The organism is Aquibium microcysteis (assembly GCF_014495845.1).
Classification (GTDB): domain Bacteria; phylum Pseudomonadota; class Alphaproteobacteria; order Rhizobiales; family Rhizobiaceae; genus Aquibium; species Aquibium microcysteis.
Genome location: NZ_CP061080.1, coordinates 269051 through 295010 on the forward strand (window position 1 = coordinate 269051; position 25960 = coordinate 295010).

Sequence of the window (25960 nt, forward strand, 5' to 3'; positions counted from 1 at the left end):
ATGAGATGTCATGGTGTCGTTCCGAAATTACAGTGAAGGATGACGGCCGAAGCCGGAGTCAGTCCATCATGCCGTTCGGGGAGGTCGGTCGCCGGGTGAGGTAGGCCGCGAGGCGACGCGGTCGTCCGGCGTGCCGGGACCCTGGTCCTTCGGGGACCCGAAGCGGAAGCCGATCAGCACGGCGGCCGCCGGCGTGTCGTGGCTGTGATCGCCGACATGGAAACGGTCGTGGTCATGGCCCGAGGTCGCGGACAGTTCGTCCTCGTCGTCGTGGGAATGGCCGTGATGATCGTGCGAATGGCCGACATGGTCGCTCGCGACCGACGCGATCTGTGTCAGGCCGGAAGGATCGGTGACAGGCGCGCGGAACCCCAGCACCGCCAGCGCAAGCAGGCAGATCAGCAGGGTCCTGGCGGTCGCGATTCGATCCGGCATCATCCCGAGCGGTATAAGCGCACGGACAAGGCAAGGTAAAGGCAGGGAGGTAGTACGTGTTTGACACTATCCCCAGGGGGAGGATAGGAGGGGATCATGTCCGATCACCGTCACGCCTCCCATCCTGCGATCGTCAAGCGGCTCAAGCGCGCCGAAGGCCACCTGCGCAGCGTCGTCGCCATGGTTGAGGGCGGCAAGCCATGCCTCGATATCGCCCAGCAGCTCCATGCGGTGGAGAAGGCGGTGGCGCAGGCCAAGCGCACGCTGATCCACGATCATCTCGACCACTGCCTGGATGAGACTGTCGGCCCGCTATCGCTCGAACAGCGCGGCTCGGTCGACGAGTTCAGGGAAATCGCGAAATACCTGTGATGCTGGCCGTCTTCGCCAACCGCACCTACCGTCATCTGTTCGCCGCGCAGGTGATAGCGCTGCTCGGCACCGGGCTGCTGACTGTCGCGCTGGGGCTGCTTGCCTTCGAACTCGCTGGCGAGAGAGCAGGAGCGGTGCTGGGTACGGCGCTCGCCATCAAGATGATCGCCTATGTCGGTGTCGCGCCGATAGCATCGGCCTTCGCCGAGCGCATGCCGCGCCGGGCCATGCTGGTGGTGCTCGACCTGGTACGCGCAGGCGTGGCGCTGTTCCTGCCCTTCGTCACCGAGGTCTGGCAGATCTACGTCCTGATCTTCGTGCTGCAGGCCGCTTCGGCCGCCTTCACGCCGACCTTCCAGGCGACGATCCCGGACGTGCTTCCGGACGAGAAGGACTACACCCGCGCGCTATCGCTTTCGAGGCTCGCCTACGATCTCGAAAGCCTCGTCAGCCCGATGCTGGCGGCGGCACTGCTGACCGTCATCTCCTACCACAATCTGTTCGCCGGAACGGTCGTCGGCTTCCTCGTCTCGGCGGCACTGGTGGTCTCGGTCGTGCTGCCGAGCCCGAAACCGTCGATCCCGCGCGGCATCTATGACCGCACGACCCGCGGCATCCGCATCTATCTCGCCACGCCGCGCCTGCGCGGGCTGCTGGCGATCAACATGGCGGTGGCAGCGGCGGGTGCGCTGGTGATCGTCAACACGGTCGTCTACGTGCAAGCCACATTTGGTTTCGGCCAGAGCGACACGGCTCTGGCGCTGGCGGCCTTCGGCGGCGGCTCGATGCTGGTGGCGCTGGTCCTTCCGCGGCTTCTCGACAGCATCCCGGACCGGACCGCAATGCTGGCGGGCGCATCGGCATTGGCAGTTGCCACGTTGATCGCGGCCGCGATCCCGTCCTATGGCTGGCTGCTGCCGCTCTGGTTCATCATCGGCGCAGGCTATTCGATGGCGCAGACTCCATCAGGGCGTCTCCTGCGGCGCTCGTCGCACGCGGAGGACCGCCCCGCGCTGTTCGCGGCCCAGTTCGCGCTGTCGCATGCCTGCTGGCTGATCACCTATCCGCTCGCGGGCTGGGCGGGCGCGGCCTTCGGGCTTCCGGCGACGTCGGTGATCCTGGCCTTGATCGCGGGAAGTGCCGTCGCGACAGCCGCATGGCTCTGGCCCGCCGACGATCCCGAGATCGTCGAGCATTCGCATGAAGGATTGCCCGCCGGCCATCCGCACTGGAACGAGGGCATCGCCGACGGTCGCAACAACCACGCCCACGCCTATGTCATCGACGACCTGCATTCCGCATGGCCGCATGCGCGGTGAGATCGGCGGACGCGTCCGACGCTGTCGCGATGGATGACCTCGCCGTTCTGGGTGGCCTGTTCGCCATCGCCTTCGTCGCGGCAACGATCCTTCCGGCGCAGTCGGAGGCGGCGCTGGTGGGGCTTCTCGTCGCCGGTACCCATTCACCGGTCCTGCTGGTGGCGGTGGCCAGTCTGGGCAATCTGCTCGGCGCGATCGTCAACTGGGCGCTCGGGCGCGGCGTCGAGCGATTTCGCGACCGAGAATGGTTCCCCGTGGGTCCGGCTTCGCTCGGCCGGGCGACGGGATGGTACCGGAAGTGGGGTCGCTGGAGCCTGCTTCTCTCCTGGGCGCCCATCGGGGGCGATGCGCTGACGGTTGCCGCGGGAGTCCTGCGCGAGCCGCTGTGGAGCTTCGTCGTGCTGGTCACCATCGCCAAGACGGCGCGATATGTGGTGCTCGCTGCTGCCACGCTTGGCGTGCTCGAATGATGGGCCTGTTCCAGGACCTCGTCGCCATCCAGCGCGAGATCTACCTCGCCTTCGCCGACCGGATCGGCGACTTCGCGAAGACGGGCGACTGGACGCTGCTCGCCGCTTATCTGCTGATGGGAATCCTGTTCGGCGCGGTGCATGCGCTGACGCCGGGCCACAGCAAGGCGGTGCTGGCGACGTATCTGACTGGCTCGACCGCCAGCGTGCCGCGCGGGCTGGCGGTGTCGCTGGTGCTCTCCTTCGTCCATGTCGGCATGTCCGTGCTGATCGCACTGCTCTCGCTGCCTCTGGTCTCCGTGGCGCTCGGCAGCGTCGGCCGCGCGCCGCTGCTGGAAGACATCAGTCGTGGGCTGCTCGGGGTGATCGGCCTGTGGATGCTCGGCCAAGGATTGCGTGGAACCGGGCACGCCCACGGCCAGGGGGTGGCTGCAGGATTTGCCGCCGGGCTGATCCCATGCCCACTGACCCTGTTCGTCATGACCTTCGCGATCTCACGGGGCGTGCCGGAGGCGGGCGTCGCCTTCGCGGCGGTGATGATGATCGGCGTCGCAATGGTTCTCGGCACGGTGGCACTTGCGGCCGTGCTGTTCCGCCAGCAGCTCCTGCGTCTGCTGGCCACGCGGCCCCGCGCCGTCGACGCGGTCACGCGTTCGATCCAGGTGCTCGCCGGACTGGTTCTGGTGATCGTCGCGGCGAATGCGATCCGCGGCTGACACGCTTGACAGATCGGTGTCGTCGGCGCGACAAGGCATTCATGGGGACCGCGGTCTCCCCACGAGGCTCCGGCCCAAGAATCGCGTCCATCAACCCGGCAACGGAGGACGCGCCATGCCATCTCCCACCACCATTTCCGTCGACAAGCTTGCCCGCCTGTTCGGGACGCCCGGCTGTCCGGCGCTGATCGACGTCCGGACCGATGAAGACTTCGCCGCAGATCCCCAGCTGGTCCCCGGGTCGATCCGCAGGCCGCACGCGTCCGTCTCGGACTGGAGCGGCAGCCTGGACGCTTCGTCCGCGATCGTCATCTGCCAGAAAGGCAGAAAGCTCAGCGAAGGCGTCGCCGCCTGGCTTCGTCACGGCGGTATCGAAGCCGAGGCGCTGGAAGGCGGTTTCGAGGCCTGGACGGCGGCGGGTCATCCTGTCGTGCCTGCCGAGCGCATCCCACCCCGCGACAGGGACGGCCGCTCGATCTGGGTGACCCGGGCGCGGCCCAAGATCGACCGCATCGCCTGTCCCTGGCTGGTCCGCCGCTTTGTCGATCCGGAAGCGGTGTTCCTGTTCGTCGCGCCGCAGGAGGTTGAAGCGGTCGCCGAGCGCTTCGGTGCGACACCCTTCGACATCGAGAACGTGTTCTGGAGCCATCGCGGCGAACTCTGCACCTTCGATGTGATGGTCGAAGAGTTCGGCCTCGCGACCGTGCCGCTGCTGCGGCTGGCGCGGATCGTGCGGGCCGCCGACACCGCCCGCCTCGACTTGGAACCGGAAGCGGCGGGCCTGCTGGCGGCATCGCTCGGTATGTCGCGCATGTTTTCCGAGGATCTCGCCCAGCTCGAAGCAGGGATGACGCTCTACGACGCCTACTATCGCTGGGCGCGCGACGCGACGGGCGAGGCGCACAACTGGCCTTCGGCCAAGGCCGGAGGCAAGCCATGAGCACTGCAGAGGAAACCACGACTGTCGCCCCCGGCTCCGCGGCCCACGACCACGGCATCCCATTCTCCGAGGCAGTGCGAGTCTGGGCACGCGTGGCCGCGCTCTCCTTCGGCGGTCCCGCCGGCCAGATCGCCGTCATGCACCGCATCCTGGTCGAGGAGAAGCGGTGGATCGGCGAGAACCGGTTCCTGCATGCGCTCAACTACTGCATGCTCCTGCCCGGCCCCGAGGCGCAGCAGCTCGCCGTCTACATCGGCTGGCTGCTCCACAGGACGAAGGGCGGTCTTGTCGCCGGGGCGCTGTTCATCCTGCCCGGCTTCGTCGCTATTCTCGCCTTGAGCTACCTCTATGTTCTCCTCGGCAACGTGCCGCTGATCGAGGGCCTGTTCTTCGGCCTCAAGGCGGCGGTGCTGGCCATCGTGCTGCACGCCGTCCAGCGCATAGGCAAGCGTGCGCTGAAGAACAATCTGATGCTGGCCATCGCCGCGGCCTCCTTCTTTGCGATCTTCTTCCTCGGCGCACCGTTTCCGCTGATCGTGCTCGCCGCGGGCGTGATCGGCTATCTTGGCGGGCGCGCTGGGCTGGTCGCCTTCAAGGTCGGCGGCGGCCATGGCGCGAGCTCGGGTCCCGTCCTGTCCGACGCGGAATCGGCGCTCGGCGAAGGCGTTCCTGCGCATGCCAGGCCGGATATCGGCTGGTCGCTGCGCATCTCGGCGATCTTCCTCGCCCTGTGGCTGGTCCCGGTGGTCGCGCTGGTCGCCGCGCTTGGCGGGGACAATGTGTTCTCCCGCATCGCCTTGTTCTTCAGCCAGATGGCCGTCGTCACCTTCGGCGGCGCCTATGCGGTGCTCGCCTATGTCGCGCAGCAGGCTGTCGAGACCTATGGCTGGCTCAGGCCCGGCGAGATGCTGGACGGGCTCGGCATGGCCGAGACGACACCCGGACCGCTCATCATGGTCGTCCAGTTCGTCGGCTTCCTCGGCGCCTACCGGGACGCCGGCGGGCTCGCCCCGCTGCTGGCGGCGACGCTCGGCGCCGTGCTCACCACCTGGGTGACTTTCGTGCCATGCTTCCTGTGGATCTTCCTCGGCGCGCCCTTCGTCGAGCGCCTTCGCGGCAATGCCGCACTCTCCGGTGCGCTGTCCGCGATCACGGCAGCGGTGGTCGGCGTGATCCTGAACCTCGCGATCTGGTTCGCGCTGCATGTGCTGTTCGCCACGGTCGTGGAGACCCGGGTCCTCGGCCTGACGCTCGACGTTCCGGTCTTCTCCAGCGCCAACTGGGCCGCGATTGCGCTGACGGCGGCTGCTATGCTGGCGATATTCAGGTTCGGCGTATCGATGGGCTGGGTGCTGGCCGCCTGCGCGCTGGCGGGAATTGGTCTCAGGATAATCGGGTAACGGGCTCGGCGACCGAGCTATGCGGAAGGGAGATGCCATTCAGGGGAATTGGAACGCAAGTCCTTGCAGTCGGCTGTCGCATCGCTGCCGTTGAACGTCATCCAGCATGTGAATGGCGGGTTTTGGGGTGGGAGAATTTTTGGCCGAACGACCGGAATGGGGTCGATCGGGGACCTTGGTGGCGGTTCCTACCTGATGGCGAAAACAAAAAGGGAGGCCGAAGCCTCCCTCCTGTGATGTCTCCGCCATCGTTGCCATGGTGCCGCTAGGGTCCCTGATCACATCGACCGCCTCGAATGAGACCTCCCGCTGAACCGCCTGACTGCCGGATCGTGCCGTAGCCAAACCCGGCGCGCGTCCAACGCTCCTCTCCACCGCACGGGTGCGCCTTACCGTGGTGTACCGACCTCTATGGGTGCGCTCTCGGCAGCCACCCTTCTGGAAGCCCCGTTGTCTGCCGACACTTGGACCATGCGTCCCCGGCTCGAAAGCTTCCAGTCAGTTCGCCTTTGCCGGCTGCTTCAGGTCCCCGACGAGGTCCATCGCATATTGCACGGCCTCGGGCGTTCCTTCGAACCGGATGCCCCACTCGGTTTCCGACTCCGAGTAGATCACGCACTCCAGCCCTTCCAGGGTGTCCGGATCGCGCGCGCTGGCGAGGGCTGCTTCGACGCGCCGCCGCAGGCCGCCTACCAGCGGCTCGAGGTCGGGGATGCTATCGAGCGGGGCCTGCTGGTCCATAAAGTCCACTGTCCATGTCGTCATCGTCGGACAATGGCACGGTGTCGGCGGGGGGCAATGGTTTGATGCCCGCCAGAAGGGGCTGCCATGGCTCGCCGATGATGGCGTTCTCGACAAAGGCGCGCAATTCACTCGTTTCTACGCGTCGAACTCGAGCGCGGGCGCGTTCCCTGACGATGGCAGGGACGACCGGGAGGCGAAGGGCCTCGGCCGCGTAATATTCCCGGAGGTCGTCCATCTGGCGCATAGCGTGTTCTCTCCACCCAACTGGGTGCGCGGTCAGGCTGATCGGCACTTCTTCCCATCCGCGAGAGTGGTATTCATCGACAATCCTCATATGCTCGGCGGCATCCAGTTCGGTCCATTCGCGCTCTGCTGCGCCGCGGAAGCACATGATTGACCTTCCGAAGGTGGGAGTGCTTCCGAGGGTCGGCCTCGCCTCCCGTCTGCGCACCTTGCCCGCTAGATGGGCCGGCACGCACACGATCCCCTCGCCATCCGGCGGCGCGCTTATCTCGCCTGCGACCTGCAGGCTCTCTGGGAGAACCATAGGTTCGTCGCCGTCCACGACCAGAATGCGGAGGCTGCCGACGCTGGTCCGCTCGCCGACCTCGATACGCCGCCTATACGGCCTGAGCTCAAGTTCGCCCTCGACGACGAGCCCCTCCGGCAGGGTGATGTCGCCGTGGTCGGTTGTCACGCATACCTGCAAGTCCTTGAACGGCGTCCCGGCCGGGATGTCATAGAGATCGTGCACCGTGCCGGCGATGTCCTTCACACGGGGCCAGTAACCGTACTCGCCCTCCCAGCCGCTTGCCAGGATGAAGGGCTTCAGGATCGCAAGATGCTCGTCCGCGGGATCGTCGTTGCGCTTGCCCTGGACCTGACGGATGCGTCTCTCGACGTGTCCCCCGGCGAGGTCCGCGTAGTGGTCAGCGCCGACCTCCATCGTGATGACGGGCCGCCCCAGCCGATCGCGAAGGCTGTAGATTTCCGAGTATCCTGACTCGACATCGCCGTCATACGCTCCGTGACCGACGCAGTGGTGCATGCGGCTGGACTCGAGATCGAGGGCCGCCGGGGTCAGCAGCCTGACGAGCGTGTAGCCGTCCGCGAGGTCGGCGACGTGCCGCTCGTCGTTCCCGCCTAGGCTTCGGGCGCGCTGGGCGTTGAGGCGGTCCATCGCCTTGTCGGCCTCCCGCACGAGGTCAGCGATCGAGCTGCACTTCATCAACTTCTTCGGTCGCCCTAGACCGTCGACGTTGTGGAGCCATCCCGCGCCCGTCAGAAAACTGGCCTTGAGCCAGTCGGTGATGTGATCGAGCGCGTCTGGCGGCATGTCCGATATCGCCGCGCGCACGGCAAAGTGAGCCATTTGGGCGTTCTTGGTGATGTCGCCCCGGTTGGCCAGCGTGCGGTCTACCGCTCGCGTGCGGTGCGCCAGGATGCGACCCACTGAAGCCTCGAGCAGCGGCATGATGACCGGGCTATCATCAGAGAAAACGTTCATTTCCAAGTAGTCGCGCAAGTACTTTACCTGCGCGTCGGTCAGCGCCTTCAGATTCATCTTCTCCCCATGATGCGTCCTCGTGACAAGAATTGTTCGGCCGGCGGCTTTGACCAAGTAAGCGTCCGCTCGGACTCATCCGTCCAAGGGTCGAAACCCAATCAGGGTATTGAAGGTCCGTCGCAAATCAGATTCCCTGCCGTCGTTTTTCGACGGGGGCGATGGTGAGCAGGCTTGTCTGCCTGGACGACGAGGCGTGGACGGCGATCGAGCCGCACCTTCCAAAGAACCAGCCGGGTGCGCGCAGGGTCGATGATCGACGCGTCATCAGCGGCATCCTGCACGTGCTGAAGCCCGGCTGCCGTTGGCAGGACTGCCGGGCCGAATACGGTCCGCCGACGACGATCTACAATCGCTTCAATCGCTGGTCTCGCCGGCAGCTGTGGAGCCGTATCCTTGATGCCCTTGTTGCCAGGCGCGTGCTTGCGCTGTCGGCGTCGATCGACTCCAGCTACGTGAGGGCCCACCGCTCCGCCCATAGCGGAAAAGGGGGGCGAAGGCGCAAGCCATCGGGCCCTGGCGCGGCGGCCAGACCACCAAGATCCATGCGGTGACGGACCTTCTCGGCCGCCCGGCCATTCTGCGGCTGACGGCCGGCAACGTCGCCGACGTCACCATGGCCGAGCCGCTGATGGACGCGGCCGGTCGGGTGCGCTGTGCCTGATCGCCGACAACGGCTACGACGCCAACGCGCCGCGCAGACGCCTGCATGCCGAAGGTGCCGATGTCGTCATTCCAGGGCGCTCGAACCGGAAGGTGCCGATCGACTACGACCAGGTCAGCTACAAGGGGCGTTGGCGCATCGAGGCAGCATTTTGCAGGCTGAAGGACTTCCGGCGCATCGCCACCCGCTACGACAAGCTCGCCCGAAACTTCCTATCGGCCATGGCGCACGCAACCCTCGTCGCGTTCTGGGTCTGAATGAGTCTCGACCCTAGACCATGCAAGCAAACTGCCGATAACCCATCCGGTCCGCACAGGCGGTCACCATACCTAGCGATACCGGATGACACTTCGGCAGCCCTCCACTGTGGGGCGGCCATGAGCAGCCTGTTCCCCGCGCGCTGGAATAGCGACAAGCCGCCGTCGCTCACGGCTTCATGCCTGTGCGAACGGGATAAGCGTTCTGTCGACTAGGCCGACCCAAAGTTGGTCTCTGTCGATCTGGAACGACTTGTGCGCGGTTGTCGCTGTTATGGCTGACAGCCGAACACCGATGGCGCGCATTTTTTCATCCTGCGAGGCTGATGATCTACGCCCTGTTGAAGTGCTGTCAGGACCTTCGTGACGAACTGGCTCGTCTTGCGTAAGTGCCAGCACCGGGCCGGGATGGGGGTCCGGTCCTTCTATCCGTAGTGCTGCGCTTTGGTGTACGGACTTGACCGTCACAATGCCATCGGGAACACGACGCGCAAGGCCTTGTCGCGTCAGGACAGCCTCGCGCAGGCGCGAAGGATCCTGCCATGCGGTCAGGCCACACGTCGATGGTGGGCTTGAGGTTTCCCAGTAAGGCTTGGAAGGACCTGACGAGCTCGCGATGCGCCTCCTGGTCGTGGAGGTCTTGAGGTTGTGCGTGCTTCACGCGACTGGCGGGGCAGCCGGCGTTGCCATCATTTGCCCGCTGATCAAAGTCGCCAACCACCAGAAGGGAGCCTCGATGCGCGAGGGCCGGATCGGAACTTGATCCGACTCGGGAACCATTCACCGTCGAACGTGTCGGAACCTGTTCCGCCGAATTGACCACGATGGGAACATCTGCAAGCGAGCGAGAGAGGCAAAATTCACCAAAACGATTCCCGGAGAACTATGTGTTTGAGTGGCTGCAGCTGCTCTATGCGATCTGCACCTCAGGGGAGGCTCCCGCGCGTTGGCGCGAGATTGCGTTCGGCGCCAATCTTGCGACCGCGTTGGCCTATTTCTGGATTCCCGCGGTCATGGCCGTGGTCTTCCTGCGCTGGCGGGAGGAGCTGCCCTATCGTTGGCTTTGGGTGGGCTTCGTACTGTTCATTAGCGCATGCGGCATCAGTCACGTGATGCACGCACTCCACGCTTTGCGGTCCTCATCGCCGCATTCGGGAGCAGAGCTAGGAATGCTGGTGGCAACTGCAGTAGTGTCCCTGACAACTGCGGCGGGGTTTACATTTCTGCTCCCGCGCATTCTCGCATTGGCTTCGCCGGCTGCCGCAAGGCGAAGGATGGAGGCGGCGGTCGAGACTGCCACTGCCGAGCTTCAGTCCGCCCTCGAACACCAGCGGCTTCTTCTGCTCGAGGTCCATCACCGCGTGAAGAACAACCTGCAGGTGGTCGCCAGCCTTGTGGGACTCCACGTAAAGCGGCGTCAGGGCGAATCCGTCGGCGGTCTCAAGGACCTCCGCGATCGAATTGGCGCGATCGCGTCCGTTCATGGCCAACTGGAAGAGGTTGCACAGCGTCACTACATGCCTTGCCGTTTATCACCGCCCTCGCGAGGTCGCTTGAAAATCGCATGGACGGCCGGCTAGCACGATTGACGTGCGCGGCGACGATTTCTCGGTCCCGCTCGATCACGCGACGTCCTTTGCCCTCATTGCGCACGAGGTGATCGTGAACGCGCTGGAACACGCGTTTCCGGCGGGCCGGGGAGGAGGCGTGGAGATCGTTCTCGCAATAGACGGCTCGTCACGCTCTCTCACGGTCTGTGACGATGGCGTGGGGATCGATCCCGCGGCCGACGACGGCATCGGCAGGACGCTCGTCAAAGCGCTTGCCGTTCAGCTCGCCGCCGTCGCGACCTGGCTCGCTCGCGACGGCGGCGGGACGCGGTTCGTCCTGGAGTTCGAGGAGCAGTCAATAGCGCCACGGATCTCACCAGGGCGAAGCTCACGCCTGTAACGGGATCGAGACGCTGCCGAGGGCGGGCCCTGGCTTGGCTTTGTGTTTCCTTGCGTAAGGCTGGCGACAACAGGCCCCATCCACCGAAATACTGCAAGGGCGAACAGGAAACGGACGTACACCGGGACCATATAGAGGATTCGTACTCCGGGTTGTTCAACAACGAAGTGCCGGATTCAGACTCCGATCACCTTTGTCGGATATTCCCGACGACGGTCCTACGTGGAAAACCGGGATGTCGACCCTGTTCGAAACGATCGCTGTCGAGCATGATCTCCGCTTCGTTTCGCTTGCGGCGGGCATCTGTGCGCTTGGCAGCCTGACCTCGGTTGCGATCGCCCAACATGCCTTCAAACCCGAGGCCGAGGCATCGAGGGTTCGATGGCTGGCCCTTGCGGGGTTGGTGACCGGACTGGCGGTCTGGACGACGCATTTCACGGCCATGCTTGGGTATCGGAACGATCTCGACGTCCGCTTCGACCTGACCATCGCCTCACTCTCAATCCTGCTGGCCATCCCGATATCTATGACGGGATGGATGCTCGGCTTCCGTGAGCGGGAGAGGGTGCTTCTGGCCGGGTCGCTCGTAGGGCTGAGTATTGCCGTCGCGCACTTCGTGGACATGATGGCGTTGCGTGTGGCTGGGACAGTTCACCACGACCATGCGACCTCGCTGGTCGCTGTGATCGCAGGCATCGCTCTCGTTTGCCTGAGCGCGGAAACGTTCAAGAGAACCCGACACCTTACGTTTGCGTGGCCGGCGACATTGCCGTTGTTCATGGCGGTGACATCCCTTCACTTCATCGCCATGTCGGGGGTGACCATCCTTCCCGGCCACGCCGGGCCCTGGGATATCGAGGGAACCGCAACACCGGACCAACTGGCAACGGTCGTCGTCGTCGCATTCCTCATCCTTCTTTCCGCGGCGATCGTCTTCACCTGGCATTCGGAAAGCCTCGCGCGGGCTAGCGCCGAAGAGCAGCGACGGCTGATCGTTGCACTTGAGCATCTGCGCCGGACAGAAGATCATCACCGGGCATATGTGGAACTCAATCCGCAGATCGCCTGGGTTGCCGATGCCGACGGCCGGGTGACGGAAATAGCGCCGCTGTGGGAAGAGCTTGTCGGCGTGCCGCGCTCCGAGGCCTTGGGCGATGGCTGGGCACGGCCGGTGCACCCAGACGATCTTTCCAGCGTCGGAAAGGTCTGGCGCGAAGCCATAGCCAGTGGCGATGGCGATATGGCCGATGTTCGTTACCGCATCCGGCTCGTAGACGGCGGCTACAGGTGGTTTCGTGCACGTGCGCGCCCTCGTCGCAATGAGGCGGGCGACGTCGTCGCCTGGTACGGCAGTCTCGAAGACATCCACGAACAGGTGCTCGCCGAGAATGCCCTGCGATCAAGCGAAGAACGCTACCGCCTGGCCTCTCGGGCCACAAACGACGTCATCTGGGACTGGTCTTTCGCCGATCAGCGAGCCACCTGGGCAGGGGCACACAAGAAGGTCCTGGGCTACCCCGAACTGCAAGGTGGGACGGACCTGAGCTGGTGGCACGACCGGATCCATCCAGACGATCTGCCCCGCGTCCTTTCCAGCCAGTCCGACGCCCTGGAGGCCGGTGCTGAATATTGGAGCGAAGAGTATCGATTCCTCGTCGCGACGGGCGACTGGATCGACGTGAAGTCCCGCTGTGTCATCGTGCGCGACGACGACGGCGTTCCCGTCCGTCTAGTCGGCTCGATGCTAGACATCACCCAGCAGAAGAAAGCCGAAGCGGAGCTGAACTGGGCGGCGCACCACGATCCCTTGAGCAGGCTTCCCAACCGAGCGTTATTCCGCGCGCGGCTACGCGCGGCGATCGAGTCGGCAGAGGAGAAGGGTCGTTTCGTTGGCCTGGTCACCATCGATCTCAACGACTTCAAGGGCCTGAATGACAGACTGGGCCACGCCGCCGGCGATACCCTGCTGGAGGAGACGGCGCAGCGGCTGGTGAACAGCGTTCCGATCGACGCGACGGTCGCACGACTGGGTGGCGATGAATTCGCGATCATCCTGCCCGATCTCGAGACTGTAGATGGTTACGGCAAGGTGACGACGGTCTTGGCGGACAACCTCAAGGCAGCCACAACGATCGACGGCATGCGGGTTCCGATCAGTTTCTGTGCGGGGGTGGCGATCTGGCCGCGCGACGCAAGGGAGCCAGGTGAACTGCTTATCTCCGCCGACCTGGCCCTCTATGCGGCCAAGGGTGAAATGCCCGGCACCATCAAGGAGTTTGTTCCCTCCCTGCGTGCGGCATCCGAGCTTCGCTCCCGAATGCTGGACCTTGCCCGATCCGCACTCGATGACGACCATGTCGTTCCCTTCTACCAGCCGAAGATCGACCTTCAGTCAGGGCGGATCATGGGTTGGGAAGCCCTTCTCCGCGTCGTATCGCCGGATGGCAACGTGCTTTCTCCCGCACAGATCGAGGCTGCATTCGGCGACGCTGACCTCTCGGTGAGGATCACCGATCGAATGCTGGAGAGGGTGTTTGAGGACATTTCGAACTGGCGATCGCTCGGCATCGACTCAGGCCGGATCGCGGTCAACGTCTCCGCAGGCGATTTCCGACTGCAGGGCCTGTCTTCCCGTCTTAAGGCGCACGCTGCATCCTGTGCGAACTCGCTGGCGAATATCGACATCGAGGTGACCGAGGGTGTCTTGATCGGACAGCTCGGTCCGGAAGTGTCGCGAATGCTCGAAGAACTGCGAACCTTGGGAGTCATGGTCGCGCTCGACGATTTCGGTACCGGATATGCGTCTCTCACTCACCTCCAACAGTTTCCGGTAGATGTGATCAAGATCGACAAGTCGTTCCTCGACAGGCTTGAAGGGGGAGACGCCAAGGCTACCGCGGTGGTGGACGCTGTCCTGCAGATGGCCAAGCGTCTGAACATGCAGACGGTTGCCGAAGGCGTCGAAACGAAAGAGCAGGCGCGTTATCTTCGGGCTCGGGGATGCACCATCGGGCAGGGGTACTTCTTCAGCCGCCCCATCGCGGCGAGCGCGGTGCCTTCGCTCATGACAGCTCAGCCCTTCGGGAACTGGGAAGTCGAAGACATTCGCGGACCAAGACCAAAGCATCTGCGCAGGGCGTAGCCGGGTAAGGGCGCCAGCGATCAGTGGTTATCCGCCCCCGGTACAATCCGCCCCTTGCTGTTCAGCATCGCCAACGTGCCAATGAAGTCCACCAAACTGCTGCGGGACTCCGATTGCCCGCCGGAGAGAGAGGCGGGATTACGGCCGCAAGAAGCGTCGGCGGCCCGTGCTGACGAAGAGGCGGATGGCGTTCGTGCTCGACACGCACTGCGCGCCCTGCTGACCATGACGCCTCGATGTCTTGGCCGAAGGCGATCCATTCAACCTGAGCAAGAGGAGGATGTGGTCCGGCCGCTCACGCTATGGAGGGCGTACAGGACTCACAGTGGCTGTCTGCCCCGGCTTGACGGTGGGAGCGAGATCCCCTTCGGCTTCCAAGCGTGTGCTGCGAATGCCCTGATGAATCCTGGTCCGGCGAGGCGCCGGCGATCTCCGGAATTGGGGGATGAAACGCCATAGAGGAACGATCCGAAGGTCGGCTGCCTGCTTCACGAGCAGAAGGGCTGGAGAACTTCGGGCGCGAGCCTGTCACCAGCGCGGGTGGTCTGTTGCAGTGCCGGGGGATGCATAGAATGCCACCGAAGCATAAACGAAGCGACCCGGGAGGCAATCTCCCGGGTCGTAGGTGGCTCAAGCTGCCTTGCGTGCTTTCGCCCTGTCATTGGCGGATGAGTCGGCGAGTTTCGTCAGGTCGACGTCGGTCTTGGACTCTTCCTGCAGCGTCGCGTCGAGAAGCTTTGCAGCATCCGTCATTCCAAGCTCCGTGGCCCAGCGCTTGAGCGTGCCGTAGCGGGTGATCTCGTAGTGCTCGACGGCCTGCGCGGAGGAGATTAGGCCCGCGTCGAGTGCGGCCGTGCCCTTGAACTCGTCCATGATTTCCTCGCCCTCGGAGATGATGCCCTCGATGGCGTCACAGGTCTTACCCTGGGCGCGCTTGCCCATGAGCTCGAACACCTGCTGAAGGCGCTCGATCTGGCCTTCAGTTTCCTGATGATGCTTTTCGAAGGCGGCCTTCAGCTGGTCCGACTGGGCAGCGCGCTTCATCTTCGGCAGCGCCTTCAGGATTTTCCGTTCGGCGTAGTAGATGTCTTTCAGCGTGTCGTGGAAGAGGTCTTCGAGCGTCTTTTCCTTGGCCATGTCGATGTCCCTTTCGCGAAGTTCCGTGTTGGGTCCCCGCGCTCACGAGGACGTGATCGCTGCGGTTTAAACGAAGCGCCGTCGATGCCGTTCCGTCCCCATCCAAACAATTCAATTGTTGCGGCGAAGCGTTTCGGATCGGTGACGCAGGGCGCGCGAAAAGCCTCGTCTAGTGGAATCGCATCAACAAGCCCGGCAGGCCAGCCGGTTGCGTTGCCGTCTACGGCCGGAAGTCAGCGGATCAGAGCCTCCGACGAACGGGTCCGGAGCGTCCACTGGAAACCGGAGTCCGCGAACTCCACCTCCACATCGGCGTCCAGCGCCGCACCCGCCATGTCGACAATCACAGAGTGGCCAAATCCCTTTTTCGCCGGAGCGACGACCCCCACCAGCCCCGTTTCCCGCCAGCACATCGTGAGGCGTGGCGCCCCCGACTCGTGCGAGATTGTCCAGTGGAGATCCACACGGCCCTCCGACTGTCCGAGGGCTCCATATTTGAGGCTGTTCGTGGACAGCTCGTGAATTGCCATGCCGAGGGTTTGCGCGGCCTTGGGTTCGATCCTGACAGCGCTTCCCCTCAGGATCAGGCGCGTCCCGACGGCGTCGTTCAGGTAGCTCAGTTGCGCCGCGAGCAGCTCCGCGACATCCACGCCTGCCCAGTCGTATTTCACGAGCAGATCGTTGCTGGCAGCAAGTCCCAGAAGCCTCGAGTTGAAGGTCCGATTGAAATCTTCCGGGGCGGCGTGTCGCGCCGTCTGGCGGGCAACGGCCTGAACGACGGACAGGATGTTTTTCGTGCGATGGTTCAATTCACCCATCAGCATGCGGTTGTGTTCTTCTGCAGCCTTCCGCGCGCTGATGTCCCGGATGAACGCCGTGAAGACGGCGGGGTCGCTGTCGGGAATCCTTACCACGGCGATCTCGGCAGGAAATTCCGATCCGTCGGAACGCAATGCGGACATCTCTACACGTCGGTTGAGGATTTGCGTCTGGCCTGTCTCGAGATATCGCTTCATCCCCTCGACGTGCCTCGCTCTGTGAGCTTCCGGCACGATAAGGTCTTCCATGGGTTTGCCGATGACGGACGATCGGGCGTGCCCGAAGATGCGCTCGGCGCCGGCGTTGAGATCCAGGAAGCGTCCCTGTTCATCGACCGACACAATCGCATCCGGAGAGACCAGCATGATGGCGTTTCTCAGCCGGGTGCTTTCCGCGACCTGCTGCTCTGCCTCCAGCCTTTCCGTGATGTCTATGTTGATGCCGCTCATCCCCAGGAAGGACCCGTCAAGCGGATCGAAACGCGGGCGAGCTTCGGTCCTCATCGTGCGATATACACCGTCCGCCCGCCTATAGCGGGCCTCGACCTTGAAGGATGCCTGGTCGGCCATCGCCTGCAGGAAGGGCGTTGCCAGCTTCTGAACGTCGTCCGGATGTGTGGTTGACGACCAGTCGAACGTCGAAAGGTCCTGCGGATCGATGCCCCAGAACTCGCGAAGCGCGGAGTTCAGGAAGACGCATTTGCCCGTCTCATCTCCCATCCACAGCATGGCGGGAGAATTTTCTGCCAGCGTCCTATAGAGATCTTCACCCGCCGCCCTTGTCGAGTGGCGGGCAACGCGATGCGTGATATCGGCGACAGTCCCGACGAAAACACGGCGGTCGTCTTCCGACCGACAGACGACGTTCAACGCAATCCAGCGTGCGTTCTTCAGTCTGAGGTCGAGCGAGAAATCACCGAGCGTTCCCAGCGCGGCAGAGAGCCGCTCGCCGTCTTGGTGATCGAGCAACGCCTTCAGCGCTTCGCCGTCGCGGACGTCTGCGGCGAATATCTTCCTGGCCTGGGGCGAGCAAAAGGCCTCCGTTTCTCCGAGCATCGACCAGGCGAAAACGCCCAGACCCGTTCGCTCCCCCACCTCTGCAAATATGCGCGATGCGTCCATCGTCCTCCCGATCCCGCCGAAGTGGTTACCACCTCCGACATTGCCGTCATGAGCGTATACGCCCGCCCTCGAGACAATGCTATGTGCGGGTCCACGCGCGCCGGCAGAGGGAGGCCACGCTAGTTCGCGACGGTAGGTCACGTCCAGCCGTTGAGCCTGCACCCTCTGGGGAACGTCTGCGCTCTGGTCCCTGTCATGTTCTCCACCGACGCTTCCCGCCGTATCCCCCGCAAGCACATTGAGCGATGCGACCTAGAACGACCTGACCCGTAACGTCACCAGGATGGATACGAATACCAGTATTCATCAGACTTCTCTAAAGCGTTCCCCGCGATAAATGTGTTGCGAGTTTGTTGGCGCACAAAGAAGGTCGGGCAGGCGCGCCGTAGCTTCTCCTCATCGACAACGATGGATCGAAGAAGGAGAACCCAAATGTTCACGCGTCGCCAGGCACTTCTGGGAGCGGCCGCGGCCGCCATGCTGGCCGCGATGCCGCCGCTCGCAGCCGCGGCCAACGAAACCGAAATCGCCACGCTTCCGCGCGAGAGGGTCACGCTTGTCGCGCCGCCCTTCGTGCATACCCATGAGCAGGTCGCCACGGGCGGGCCGAAGGTCGTCGAGTTCACTATGCCGATCGTCGAGAAGATGGTCGTCATCGACGACGAAGGGACCGAGTTCCAGGCAATGACCTTCAACGGTTCGATGCCCGGCCCGATGATGGTCGTGCACGAGGGCGACTATGTCGAACTGACGTTGATCAACCCCGCGACGAACTCGATGCCACACAACATAGATTTCCACGCCGCCACGGGCGCACTGGGTGGAGGCGCGCTGACCTACATCAATCCCGGCGAGCAGGTGAAGCTGCGCTTCAAGGCGACGCGCAGCGGCACCTTTGTCTACCATTGCGCCCCCGAAGGCCCAATGATCCCCTGGCACGTCGTGTCGGGCATGAGCGGCACGATCATGGTGCTGCCGCGCGACGGCCTGAAGAACGAAAAGGGCGAGCCGGTCCGGTATGACCAGGTCTTCTACATCGGCGAGAACGACTTTTACGTTCCCCGCGACGAAGACGGCAACTTCAAGACCTATGAGAGCCACGGCGACTCTTACGCCGACACGCTCGAGGTGATGAAGGGCCTGATCCCCACCCACGTCGTCTTCAACGGAGCGAAGGGCGCGCTGACTGGCGACAAAGCCATGAAGTCGAAGGTCGGCGAGACCGTGCTGATCGTCCACAGCCAGGCGAACCGGGACACGCGTCCACACCTGATCGGCGGCCATGGCGACTACGTCTGGGAAGAGGGCAAGTTCGCGAACCCGCCCGCCAAGGACCTGGAAACCTGGTTCATCCGCGGCGGCTCGGCGGGAGCGGCGCTCTACACCTTCCTGCAGCCGGGCGTGTACGCCTACGTGAACCACAACCTCATCGAGGCCGTGGAACTGGGAGCGACCGCGCACTTCCTGGTCGAGGGCGAATGGGACGACGACCTGATGAAGCAGGTCGAGGCGCCCGGTCCGATCCCGGTGAACTGAGCCTCGGCACCTTAACCCTGGCACGCGGCGGTTCGGACATTCCGGACCGCCGTTCGAGGAACCCGTCATGCATCTCCACCTCTACGAAGCGGCGGTCGGCGCGGTAGCAGCCCTTGCGGTGCCTGCGGCCATAATCGGGATGAACGGCGAAGCCCGGAAAGGAATCCCGCTCGAGGTGCGCCCGATGATCGAGATCGCGGAGACGGTCCTCGACTACCCGTTGCCCGGCGAGTTCCTCGCGGGCGGAACCCCGGCGGCAGCCCCCGTCGAGAAGACGGCCGTGCCGGCTTTCCATGTCATGCAGCAGCAGGTGAGCCTGGCCGACTACGGCCTCTGCGTCGCCGATGGCGCGTGCGATCCGGCGGACGCCGCCTCGACCCATCAGGATGTGCCCGTCACCGGGGTCAGCTTCCTGGACGCCGAAGCCTATGCTCGGTGGTATTCGAAAGCCACGGGTCAGGCCTGGCGGCTGCCGTCGGCGATCGAGGCCGCGACCTACGCAGCCGAACGCTTCGGCGGGGAGTCCTTTTCGGCGGCGGCCGATGATGCCTCCAATCCTTCCGTGCGGTGGCTGCGGCGATACCGCGAGGAGGCGGCGGCGAAGCGCCCCGCCGATCCGGAACCGAAGCGGCGCGGCCACTACGGCCCGAACACGCGCGGCATCGAAGACTTCGGCGGCAATGTCTGGGAATGGACGTCGACTTGCTACGCGCGGACCACGATTGCGGCCGACGGCTCGCTCGAAAGCGTCACCGACAACTGCGGGGTACACGTGCTCGAAGGGCGGCACCGGGCCACCATGTCGAACTTCGTCCGCGACGGAAAGAGCGGCGGCTGCGCCGTCGGCACGCCGCCGGAGAACCTCGGCTTCCGTCTCGTCCGCGACGAGGATTCGATGATTGCCAGGGCTGAGAAATGGCTTCGCGCAGCTTTCCGGCCCGCCACGCACGACGCCGCCTGAAGGATCATTCCATGAGAACGAGAATGCGGGCCTCGCTCGCCGAAACCTTGCCCGCGGGCCACGAATCCGTCGTCGAGCGGCTGCGGCGCGGCATGGCCGAGGCAGGCCTCGACTGCAACTGCCGCGAGGCCGCCAACGACGTGCTCGACCGGGCAAGCCTGGAAGAGGAACTCGTGCGGCGCGCGGGCGGTCTCGCCGACGCGACGAAGATGCGCGATGCGATCGTGATCGTTCTCGCCCTTCTGGGCGAACTGGACGACCTCATGCCGGACGAACCGGACCGCAGCGCGTTCCACGAGATCGCGGGCCTGTTCCAGGACGTCGCCGACTTCGCCGCCTACGGGGCGACAGCTGCCATCCGGGCAGCCGGACAGAGGAACGCATGATGGGCACGAAAACCTCCGACCGCTCCATTCCGAGGGCCGCGCTGAAGTCCGGCGATCTGTCGCGGGACGGCCGGGGACGGATCCGCGCGATGCCGCCGATCCTCCACTATGGTTTCCGTCCATTCTTCTTTCTCGCAGCGCTTTACGCCGGACTAGCGATCCCTGTCTGGCTCGGTGCCTACTTCGGCGGTTTCGACATCGGCGGGCCGTTCGGCGGCATGCACTGGCACGCCCACGAAATGCTGTTCGGCTATCTATCCGCCGTCATCGCAGGCTTCATCCTGACCGCAATCCCCAACTGGACGGGGCGGCTCCCGCTGAGTGGGTGGCCGCTCGCCGTGCTCGTCGGCCTCTGGCTCGCGGGGCGGGCGGCTTGTCTTGCTTCGCCCGACCCATGGCTCGCCATGGCGGTCGACCTGGCGTTTCCGGTGACGCTCGCCTTCGCGATCTGGCGCGAGGTTCTCGCGGGCAGGAACTGGAAGAACGCTCCCGTGGCGGTGATGATCGCTATGTTCGGCATCGCCAACGCGGTCGACCATCTGGCCAGTGACGGACTGCTCGACCACGATCTCGGCCAGCGCCTGGCCCTGGCTGTTGCTGGAATGCTGATCGCGCTGATCGGCGGGCGCATCGTGCCCAGCTTCACCCGTAACTGGCTGGTCAAGGAAAGTTCTGCCACGCCTCCCGCGCCCTTTGGTAGGCTCGACAAGGCAGCGCTTGCCGCGACTGCCGCCGCGATGCTTGGGTGGGTCGTCATGCCCGACAACGCCCTTGTCGGGGCGTTCATGTTCGCCGCCGGAGCGCTCCTCGCGGTGCGCCTCTTCCGCTGGCGCGGCTTGTCCACGGTGCGGGAGCCGATTCTGCTCGTGCTCCATGTCGGCTACGGATGGCTCGCCGTCTCCCTTGCGTTGCTCGGCCTCGCGATCGTGCTGCCCGATGCGGTTCCCCACTCGTCCGCCTTGCATGCTCTGACCGCAGGGGCGGTCGGAACCATGACGCTGGCCGTCATGACGAGGGCGAGCCTTGGCCACACGGGACGGGCGATCGGCGCCGACCGCATCGTCGTCGCGATGTACGGCATGGTCTCGGCCGGAGCCGCTCTTCGCGTCGCCGCCCCGTTTGCCGGGGAGTGGTACGCCCATGTGCTTGCCAGCGGCGGCGCGCTCTGGGCCGGAGGCTTCCTGCTCTTCGCGGTGCGTTATGCGCCGATCCTGTGGGGAAGGCGGGCGTAAGAGGAAGGGTGATCTTCCGTTGCGATCTCACAATGATGGACATCTGCGAATGCTGGGTTAGTATTTTCTACGTATCGGCATGATGCCGAGTCCCAGGCCCATGATGAGGAGGTCATGACCCAGGACACCCGGGAGGCGACAGCATCGGCGGACATCCCGCCCGCAAGCGTGCGGCGGCGGGAACTTCTGACTTTCCTAGTCCTGGCATTCGGCATCTGGCCTGTCGTCGCGGTGGGCGTCGTGGGCGGCTACGGCTTCTTTGTCTGGATGTATCAGATCGTCTTCGGCCCGCCCGGGCCTCCGGGAGGCTGACGGCATGCGCGAACTCACCAGACGAGGCCTGCTCACCGCCGGCGCAGGCGACCGACATCACATTTCAAGCGCTGTAGTGCTGGCGCTGCCGGAGCGGCGTGCCGAATTGTCTGAACGGCTCGCGGGCATGCACGGCGTCGAGGTGCACGCCAGCGAGGGTAGCCGGATCGTCGTGACCATCGAAGGTCCGACCAGCGGGATGCTGGGCGAAACGTTGACGATGATCTCGGCGATGGACGGCGTGCTTGCCGCGAACATGGTGTTCGAACATGCCGAGGACCAGGAGGCGCGGTCATGACGGCTGCCATGAACCGACGCGATCTCCTCAAGGCACATGCGGCCGCGCTTGCGGCCGCTTCCGCGGGCATCGCGCTGCCGGCCGCCGCACAGCCCGTTCCGGGTGGCGTGAATGCACTGGAGATCAAGTGGTCGAAGGCGCCGTGCCGCTTCTGCGGCACCGGGTGTGGGGTCATGGTGGGCGTGAAGGACGGCCACGTCGTCGCCACCCACGGCGACAGCCAGGCCGAGGTCAACCGCGGCCTCAACTGCGTAAAGGGCTACTTCCTCTCGAAGATCATGTACGGCCAGGACCGCCTGACCACGCCGCTGATGCGCAAGTCCGGCGGGGTCTACGACAAGGACGGCGAATTCGAGCCCGTCTCGTGGGACGAGGCCTTCGACGTGATGGCGGAGAAGTGCAAGGCGACGTTGCGCGAGAAGGGCCCCGAAGCAGTGGGCATGTTCGGCTCCGGCCAGTGGACGATCTTCGAGGGCTATGCCGCCACAAAGCTGATGCGGGCGGGCTTCCGCACCAACAACCTCGACCCCAACGCCCGCCACTGCATGGCCTCCGCGGCCGTCGCCTTCATGCGCACCTTCGGCATGGACGAGCCGATGGGCTGCTACGACGACTTCGAGCACGCCGACGCCTTCGTGCTCTGGGGCTCGAACATGGCCGAGATGCATCCGATCCTGTGGACCCGGCTGGCCGACAGGCGGCTGGGACATCCGCACGTCCGCTGCGCGGTGCTGTCGACCTTCACCCACCGCTCGATGGACCTCGCCGACATCCCGATCGTGTTCAAGCCGGGCACGGACCTCGCGATCCTGAACTACGTCGCCAACCACATCATCGAGACGGGCCGAGTGAACGAGGCGTTTGTTCGCGACCACGCCGTGTTCATGAGAGGGGCGACCGACATCGGCTACGGCCTTCGGCCGGACAATCCGGTCGAGATGGCAGCCAGGGGTGCTGCCGATCCGGGCAAGATGGAGCCGATCGACTTCGAGGCGTTCAAGGCGCTGGTCTCGGAATACACGCTGGAAATGGTGTCGGAACTCTCCGGCGTGGAGCCGGGCTTCCTGGAGCAACTGGCCGAGCTCTACGCCGACCCTGCCGTCAAGGTGATGTCGCTTTGGACGATGGGCTTCAACCAGCATGTCCGGGGCGTGTGGGCCAATCAGATGGTCTACAATATCCACCTGCTGACCGGAAAAATCTCCGAGCCAGGCAACAGCCCGTTCTCGCTGACGGGCCAGCCGTCGGCATGCGGCACCGCGCGCGAGGTCGGCACCTTCGCCCACCGCCTGCCTGCCGACATGGTGGTGACCAACCCCGAGCATCGCGAGCATGCCGAGGAAATCTGGCGGCTGCCGCATGGCCTGCTGCCCGACAAGGTCGGCTTCCACGCCGTCCAGCAGGACCGGATGCTCAAGGACGGCAAGCTCAGTTTCTACTGGGTGCAGGTCAACAACAACGTCCAGGCGGCGCCCAACAACTCGAGCGAGACATATCCGGGCTACCGAAATCCCGACAACTTCATCGTGGTTTCCGACGCCTATCCGACTGTGACTGCGCTCTCGGCCGACGTGATCCTGCCTGCGGCGATGTGGGTGGAGAAGGAGGGGGCCTATGGCAATGCCGAGCGCCGCACCCATGTCTGGCGGCAACTGGTGAACGCGCCAGGCGAAGCCCGGTCCGACCTCTGGCAGCTGACGGAATTCTCAAAGCGCTTCACGACCGACGAGGTCTGGCCTGTCGATCTCCTGGACGCCCATCCGGAATACAAGGGCAAGACGCTGTTCGACGTGCTGTTCCGGAACGGCAAGGTCGACCGCTTCCCGCTCGCCGATCTCGACGCGGAATACGAGAACAGGGAGAGCCGCGAGTACGGCTTCTACCTGCAGAAGGGTCTGTTCGAGGAATATGCCGAGTTCGGCCGGGGCCATGGACACGACCTCGCGCCCTTCGACACCTACCAAGAGGTGCGCGGCCTGCGCTGGCCCGTGGTCGACGGCAAGGAAACGAAGTGGCGATACCGCGAGGGACTGGACCCCTACGTGAAGCCGGGCGAAGGCGTGCGCTTCTACGGCAGGCCGGACGGCAAGGCGGTCATCCTCGCGGTACCCTACGAGCCCCCCGCGGAATCGCCGGACGACGAATATGACGTCTGGCTGGTGACGGGCCGGGTGCTGGAGCACTGGCACTCGGGCTCGATGACCATGCGCGTGCCCGAACTCTACAAGGCGTTCCCCGGCGCGGTCTGCTTCATGAACGCCGACGACGCGCGCCGTCGCGGCATCAACCAGGGCGCGGAGGTCAACGTCGTCTCCCGTCGCGGGGAACTGCGTGTCCGGGTCGAGACGCGAGGCCGCAACCGGATGCCGCGCGGCGTTGTGTTCGTTCCCTGGTTCGACGCCAGCAAGCTCATCAACAAGGTCACGCTCGACGCGACCGATCCCATCTCGAAACAGACGGATTTCAAGAAATGCGCGGTCAAGATCGTCCCCGCATGACGCGCCGCGCGCGACTGTTCGTCGCCCTCGCGCTGGTCGCGCTTGCGGGCACCGCTGCGCTGGCTCAGATGTCGAGCGAGATCGTGCCGCCGCTGACGGGCGCGGCGCAACCCATGGAGAACCTGCCCTCCGATCCGATCCCGCGCTGGATCGTCGACGACGTCCGCAAGATGCGCGCCTATCCCGAGCAGCCGCCGATCATCCCGCACTCGATCGAAGGCTACCAGCTTTCGGTGAACGCCAACCGCTGCATGTCGTGTCACAAACGCGAGTTCACCGAAGGCTCGGGCGCGCCCATGATCAGCGTCACCCACTACATGACGCGCGAGGGACAGATGCTCGCCGACGTGTCTCCTCGGCGCTACTTCTGCACGGCCTGCCACGTGCCGCAGGCCGACACGGCGCCCCTCATCGGCAACACCTTCATCGACATGAGCGAGCTTGGCGTCGGCCACGCCGGGGACGAATAGATGTGGACGCGGATCAAGGCCGCCGCGCTGTGGGCCTGGCGGCTTGTCTCGACGCCGGCGGCAACCCTCAGCCTCGGGTTTCTGACGCTGGGTGGGTTCCTCGGGGGCGTGATCTTCTGGGGTGCGTTCAACACCGCGCTCGAAGTGACCAACACGGAAGCCTTCTGCATCTCGTGTCACGAGATGGAGGCCAACGTCTATGAGGAGCTGACGCGCACGGTGCACTTCTCCAACAGGTCCGGCGTGCGCGCGTCCTGCCCGGACTGCCACGTCCCGCACGAATGGACCGACAAGATCGCCCGCAAGATGCAGGCCTCCAAGGAGGTGTGGGGCAAGATCTTCGGCACCATCAACACGCGCCAGAAGTTCCTCGAGCACCGCCTCGAACTGGCCCAGCACGAATGGGCGCGGCTAAAAGCAAATGACAGCCTGGAATGCCGCAACTGCCACTCCTCCGTCGCCATGGACCTGTCGAGGCAGGCGCCGCGCGCCGCCGAGATCCACACCCGCTACCTGCTGTCCGGCGAGGCGACCTGCATCGACTGCCACAAAGGCATCGCGCACGAGCTTCCGAACACGGAAGGCGTGGATCCGGGCTGGAAGGTGCCGCCGGAACTGCAGGGCAAGGAGCTGCCGCAGGCATCGGTGTTCGACAGGCTTGAACGTGTCGCGCGATCACCGCACGGGCTCATGTGGAGCGAAAGCGATCTTGCGGCGATGTCGAAATGACTGCTGTAATGGCTCACCTCCGTCCCAAGGTCCCATAATCGGTCCGGAATTTCTTTAGCACGGTTCCTTGCCCGTCGATGACAATCCGGAACCGTTTCGCGTCCAGCCAGAAGGTGAGCCTGGACCGCCCCGCGTCACTGCCAACGCCCTTCTCGAATCTCGACGTCAATCTGCCCTGTCGCATGAGGGGTTCTACGTCGGCCGCATCTATTCCGAAGCCGTCGGCGAGGATCGCGACGTCAACCGTCGCGCCCTCATCATTCATCGATACTGTAACAACCTCAGCCATCATGGGCGTCGGTCTCCATGACGGTTTTCGTGGCCGCCAGCCAGTCCTCCATCAGGCGGCGGTCTTCCTTCGAAAAACGTGCCCTGTGGCTGAGATCGCTGAAGCTGTCGGTAGGATGGCAGCTGTCGTAGCGAGAGGCGGCCACGTGTAGCATGGCCGCCTCTCGAACCCCTAACCTGCTCTTGTTCCCGTTCACGTC

The 25960-nt window shown here is 64.5% G+C and carries 25 protein-coding genes and 1 pseudogene; 19 read left to right on the forward strand and 7 right to left on the reverse strand.

Features of this window, described 5'->3' with window-relative positions; all coding sequences use genetic code 11:
- Positions 1 to 66: 66 nt before the first annotated feature.
- On the reverse strand, positions 67 to 438 hold the full coding sequence (locus tag IAI54_RS01235) for a hypothetical protein (protein WP_187970633.1): 372 nt from the start codon (positions 436 to 438) through the stop codon (positions 67 to 69).
- A 93-nt stretch (positions 439 to 531) separates the two neighbouring features.
- On the opposite strand from IAI54_RS01235, the gene IAI54_RS01240 reads away from it, so the two are divergent.
- The 6 genes from IAI54_RS01240 to chrA all read left to right on the forward strand — a co-directional run bounded on the left by IAI54_RS01240 (position 532) and on the right by chrA (position 5652).
- Positions 532 to 807, forward strand: a complete 276-nt coding sequence (locus IAI54_RS01240; RefSeq protein WP_187970634.1) for a metal-sensing transcriptional repressor — start codon at positions 532 to 534, stop codon at positions 805 to 807.
- The gene (locus IAI54_RS01245; RefSeq protein WP_187970635.1) at positions 807 to 2126 is read left to right on the forward strand and encodes an MFS transporter; all 1320 of its coding nucleotides are present in this window, start codon (positions 807 to 809) and stop codon (positions 2124 to 2126) included. The genes IAI54_RS01240 and IAI54_RS01245 overlap by 1 nt, the downstream gene beginning before the upstream one ends.
- Before the next feature lie 29 nt (positions 2127 to 2155).
- The gene (locus tag IAI54_RS01250; RefSeq protein WP_187970636.1) at positions 2156 to 2596 is read left to right on the forward strand and encodes a YqaA family protein; all 441 of its coding nucleotides are present in this window, start codon (positions 2156 to 2158) and stop codon (positions 2594 to 2596) included.
- Positions 2596 to 3312 (forward strand): HoxN/HupN/NixA family nickel/cobalt transporter, encoded by a 717-nt coding sequence (locus IAI54_RS01255; RefSeq protein ID WP_420838285.1) that lies wholly within the window; start codon positions 2596 to 2598, stop codon positions 3310 to 3312. Before IAI54_RS01250 ends, IAI54_RS01255 begins: the two co-directional genes overlap by 1 nt.
- Positions 3313 to 3427: 115 nt before the next feature.
- Positions 3428 to 4252, forward strand: a complete 825-nt coding sequence (locus tag IAI54_RS01260; RefSeq protein WP_187970637.1) for a chromate resistance protein ChrB domain-containing protein — start codon at positions 3428 to 3430, stop codon at positions 4250 to 4252.
- On the forward strand, positions 4249 to 5652 hold the full coding sequence (gene chrA, locus IAI54_RS01265) for a chromate efflux transporter (RefSeq protein ID WP_187970638.1): 1404 nt from the start codon (positions 4249 to 4251) through the stop codon (positions 5650 to 5652). The genes IAI54_RS01260 and chrA overlap by 4 nt, the downstream gene beginning before the upstream one ends.
- Before the next feature lie 498 nt (positions 5653 to 6150).
- Here the strand turns inward: chrA and IAI54_RS01270 are convergent, their stop codons facing one another.
- Together IAI54_RS01270 and IAI54_RS01275 are read right to left on the reverse strand one after the other, a co-directional pair.
- Positions 6151 to 6393 (reverse strand): hypothetical protein, encoded by a 243-nt coding sequence (locus IAI54_RS01270; protein ID WP_187970639.1) that lies wholly within the window; start codon positions 6391 to 6393, stop codon positions 6151 to 6153.
- Positions 6368 to 7960: a PcfJ domain-containing protein gene (locus IAI54_RS01275; protein ID WP_187970640.1), complete on the reverse strand. Its 1593-nt coding sequence runs from the start codon at positions 7958 to 7960 to the stop codon at positions 6368 to 6370. The genes IAI54_RS01270 and IAI54_RS01275 overlap by 26 nt, the downstream gene beginning before the upstream one ends.
- Positions 7961 to 8124: 164 nt before the next feature.
- Here IAI54_RS01275 and IAI54_RS01280 point away from each other — a divergent pair.
- The 4 genes and pseudogenes from IAI54_RS01280 (at position 8125) to IAI54_RS01295 (ending at position 13973) form a co-directional block, all read left to right on the forward strand.
- Positions 8125 to 8881 (forward strand): annotated as a pseudogene (locus IAI54_RS01280) (IS5 family transposase).
- A gap of 887 nt (positions 8882 to 9768) precedes the next feature.
- On the forward strand, positions 9769 to 10461 hold the full coding sequence (locus IAI54_RS01285; RefSeq protein ID WP_187970641.1) for a histidine kinase dimerization/phosphoacceptor domain -containing protein: 693 nt from the start codon (positions 9769 to 9771) through the stop codon (positions 10459 to 10461).
- Between the two features lie 10 nt (positions 10462 to 10471).
- Positions 10472 to 10831 (forward strand): ATP-binding protein, encoded by a 360-nt coding sequence (locus IAI54_RS01290; RefSeq protein WP_187970642.1) that lies wholly within the window; start codon positions 10472 to 10474, stop codon positions 10829 to 10831.
- 235 nt (positions 10832 to 11066) lie between these two features.
- Positions 11067 to 13973 (forward strand): bifunctional diguanylate cyclase/phosphodiesterase, encoded by a 2907-nt coding sequence (locus tag IAI54_RS01295; protein ID WP_187970643.1) that lies wholly within the window; start codon positions 11067 to 11069, stop codon positions 13971 to 13973.
- 630 nt (positions 13974 to 14603) lie between these two features.
- On the opposite strand, the gene IAI54_RS01300 is transcribed toward IAI54_RS01295, so the two are convergent.
- Both IAI54_RS01300 and IAI54_RS01305 read right to left on the reverse strand, forming a co-directional pair.
- On the reverse strand, positions 14604 to 15110 hold the full coding sequence (locus tag IAI54_RS01300; RefSeq protein WP_187970644.1) for a YciE/YciF ferroxidase family protein: 507 nt from the start codon (positions 15108 to 15110) through the stop codon (positions 14604 to 14606).
- A gap of 233 nt (positions 15111 to 15343) precedes the next feature.
- Positions 15344 to 17050 (reverse strand): sensor histidine kinase, encoded by a 1707-nt coding sequence (locus IAI54_RS01305; RefSeq protein WP_187970645.1) that lies wholly within the window; start codon positions 17048 to 17050, stop codon positions 15344 to 15346.
- 432 nt (positions 17051 to 17482) lie between these two features.
- On the opposite strand from IAI54_RS01305, the gene nirK reads away from it, so the two are divergent.
- From nirK to IAI54_RS01350, 9 genes are all read left to right on the forward strand, one after another.
- Entirely contained in the window at positions 17483 to 18586 is a 1104-nt protein-coding gene (gene nirK / locus IAI54_RS01310; RefSeq protein ID WP_187970646.1) for a copper-containing nitrite reductase, read from the forward strand.
- Between the two features lie 67 nt (positions 18587 to 18653).
- Positions 18654 to 19547: a formylglycine-generating enzyme family protein gene (locus IAI54_RS01315; RefSeq protein WP_187970647.1), complete on the forward strand. Its 894-nt coding sequence runs from the start codon at positions 18654 to 18656 to the stop codon at positions 19545 to 19547.
- 11 nt (positions 19548 to 19558) lie between these two features.
- Positions 19559 to 19933 carry a hypothetical protein gene (locus IAI54_RS01320; protein ID WP_187970648.1) on the forward strand — a complete coding sequence of 125 codons (375 nt, stop codon included), beginning with the start codon at positions 19559 to 19561 and terminating at the stop codon, positions 19931 to 19933.
- Positions 19930 to 21165, forward strand: a complete 1236-nt coding sequence (locus IAI54_RS01325; RefSeq protein WP_187970649.1) for an NnrS family protein — start codon at positions 19930 to 19932, stop codon at positions 21163 to 21165. Before IAI54_RS01320 ends, IAI54_RS01325 begins: the two co-directional genes overlap by 4 nt.
- 114 nt (positions 21166 to 21279) lie before the next feature.
- Positions 21280 to 21477, forward strand: coding sequence for a periplasmic nitrate reductase, NapE protein (gene napE, locus IAI54_RS01330; protein WP_187970650.1), 198 nt, complete (start codon positions 21280 to 21282; stop codon positions 21475 to 21477).
- 4 nt (positions 21478 to 21481) lie between these two features.
- Positions 21482 to 21775, forward strand: a complete 294-nt coding sequence (locus tag IAI54_RS01335) for a chaperone NapD (RefSeq protein WP_187970651.1) — start codon at positions 21482 to 21484, stop codon at positions 21773 to 21775.
- Positions 21772 to 24273 (forward strand): periplasmic nitrate reductase subunit alpha, encoded by a 2502-nt coding sequence (gene napA, locus IAI54_RS01340; RefSeq protein WP_187970652.1) that lies wholly within the window; start codon positions 21772 to 21774, stop codon positions 24271 to 24273. Before IAI54_RS01335 ends, napA begins: the two co-directional genes overlap by 4 nt.
- Positions 24270 to 24743 (forward strand): nitrate reductase cytochrome c-type subunit, encoded by a 474-nt coding sequence (locus IAI54_RS01345; RefSeq protein ID WP_235679217.1) that lies wholly within the window; start codon positions 24270 to 24272, stop codon positions 24741 to 24743. Before napA ends, IAI54_RS01345 begins: the two co-directional genes overlap by 4 nt.
- Positions 24744 to 25472 carry a NapC/NirT family cytochrome c gene (locus IAI54_RS01350; RefSeq protein WP_187970654.1) on the forward strand — a complete coding sequence of 243 codons (729 nt, stop codon included), beginning with the start codon at positions 24744 to 24746 and terminating at the stop codon, positions 25470 to 25472. It begins immediately after the preceding gene.
- Positions 25473 to 25485: 13 nt separating this feature from the next.
- Here IAI54_RS01350 and IAI54_RS01355 read toward each other — a convergent pair whose 3' ends face one another.
- Entirely contained in the window at positions 25486 to 25764 is a 279-nt protein-coding gene (locus IAI54_RS01355; RefSeq protein ID WP_187970655.1) for a DUF6522 family protein, read from the reverse strand.
- A complete protein-coding gene (locus IAI54_RS01360; RefSeq protein WP_187973408.1) occupies positions 25754 to 25957 on the reverse strand; it encodes a hypothetical protein in 204 nt (67 codons plus the stop codon). Before IAI54_RS01360 ends, IAI54_RS01355 begins: the two co-directional genes overlap by 11 nt.
- Positions 25958 to 25960 lie beyond the last annotated feature (3 nt).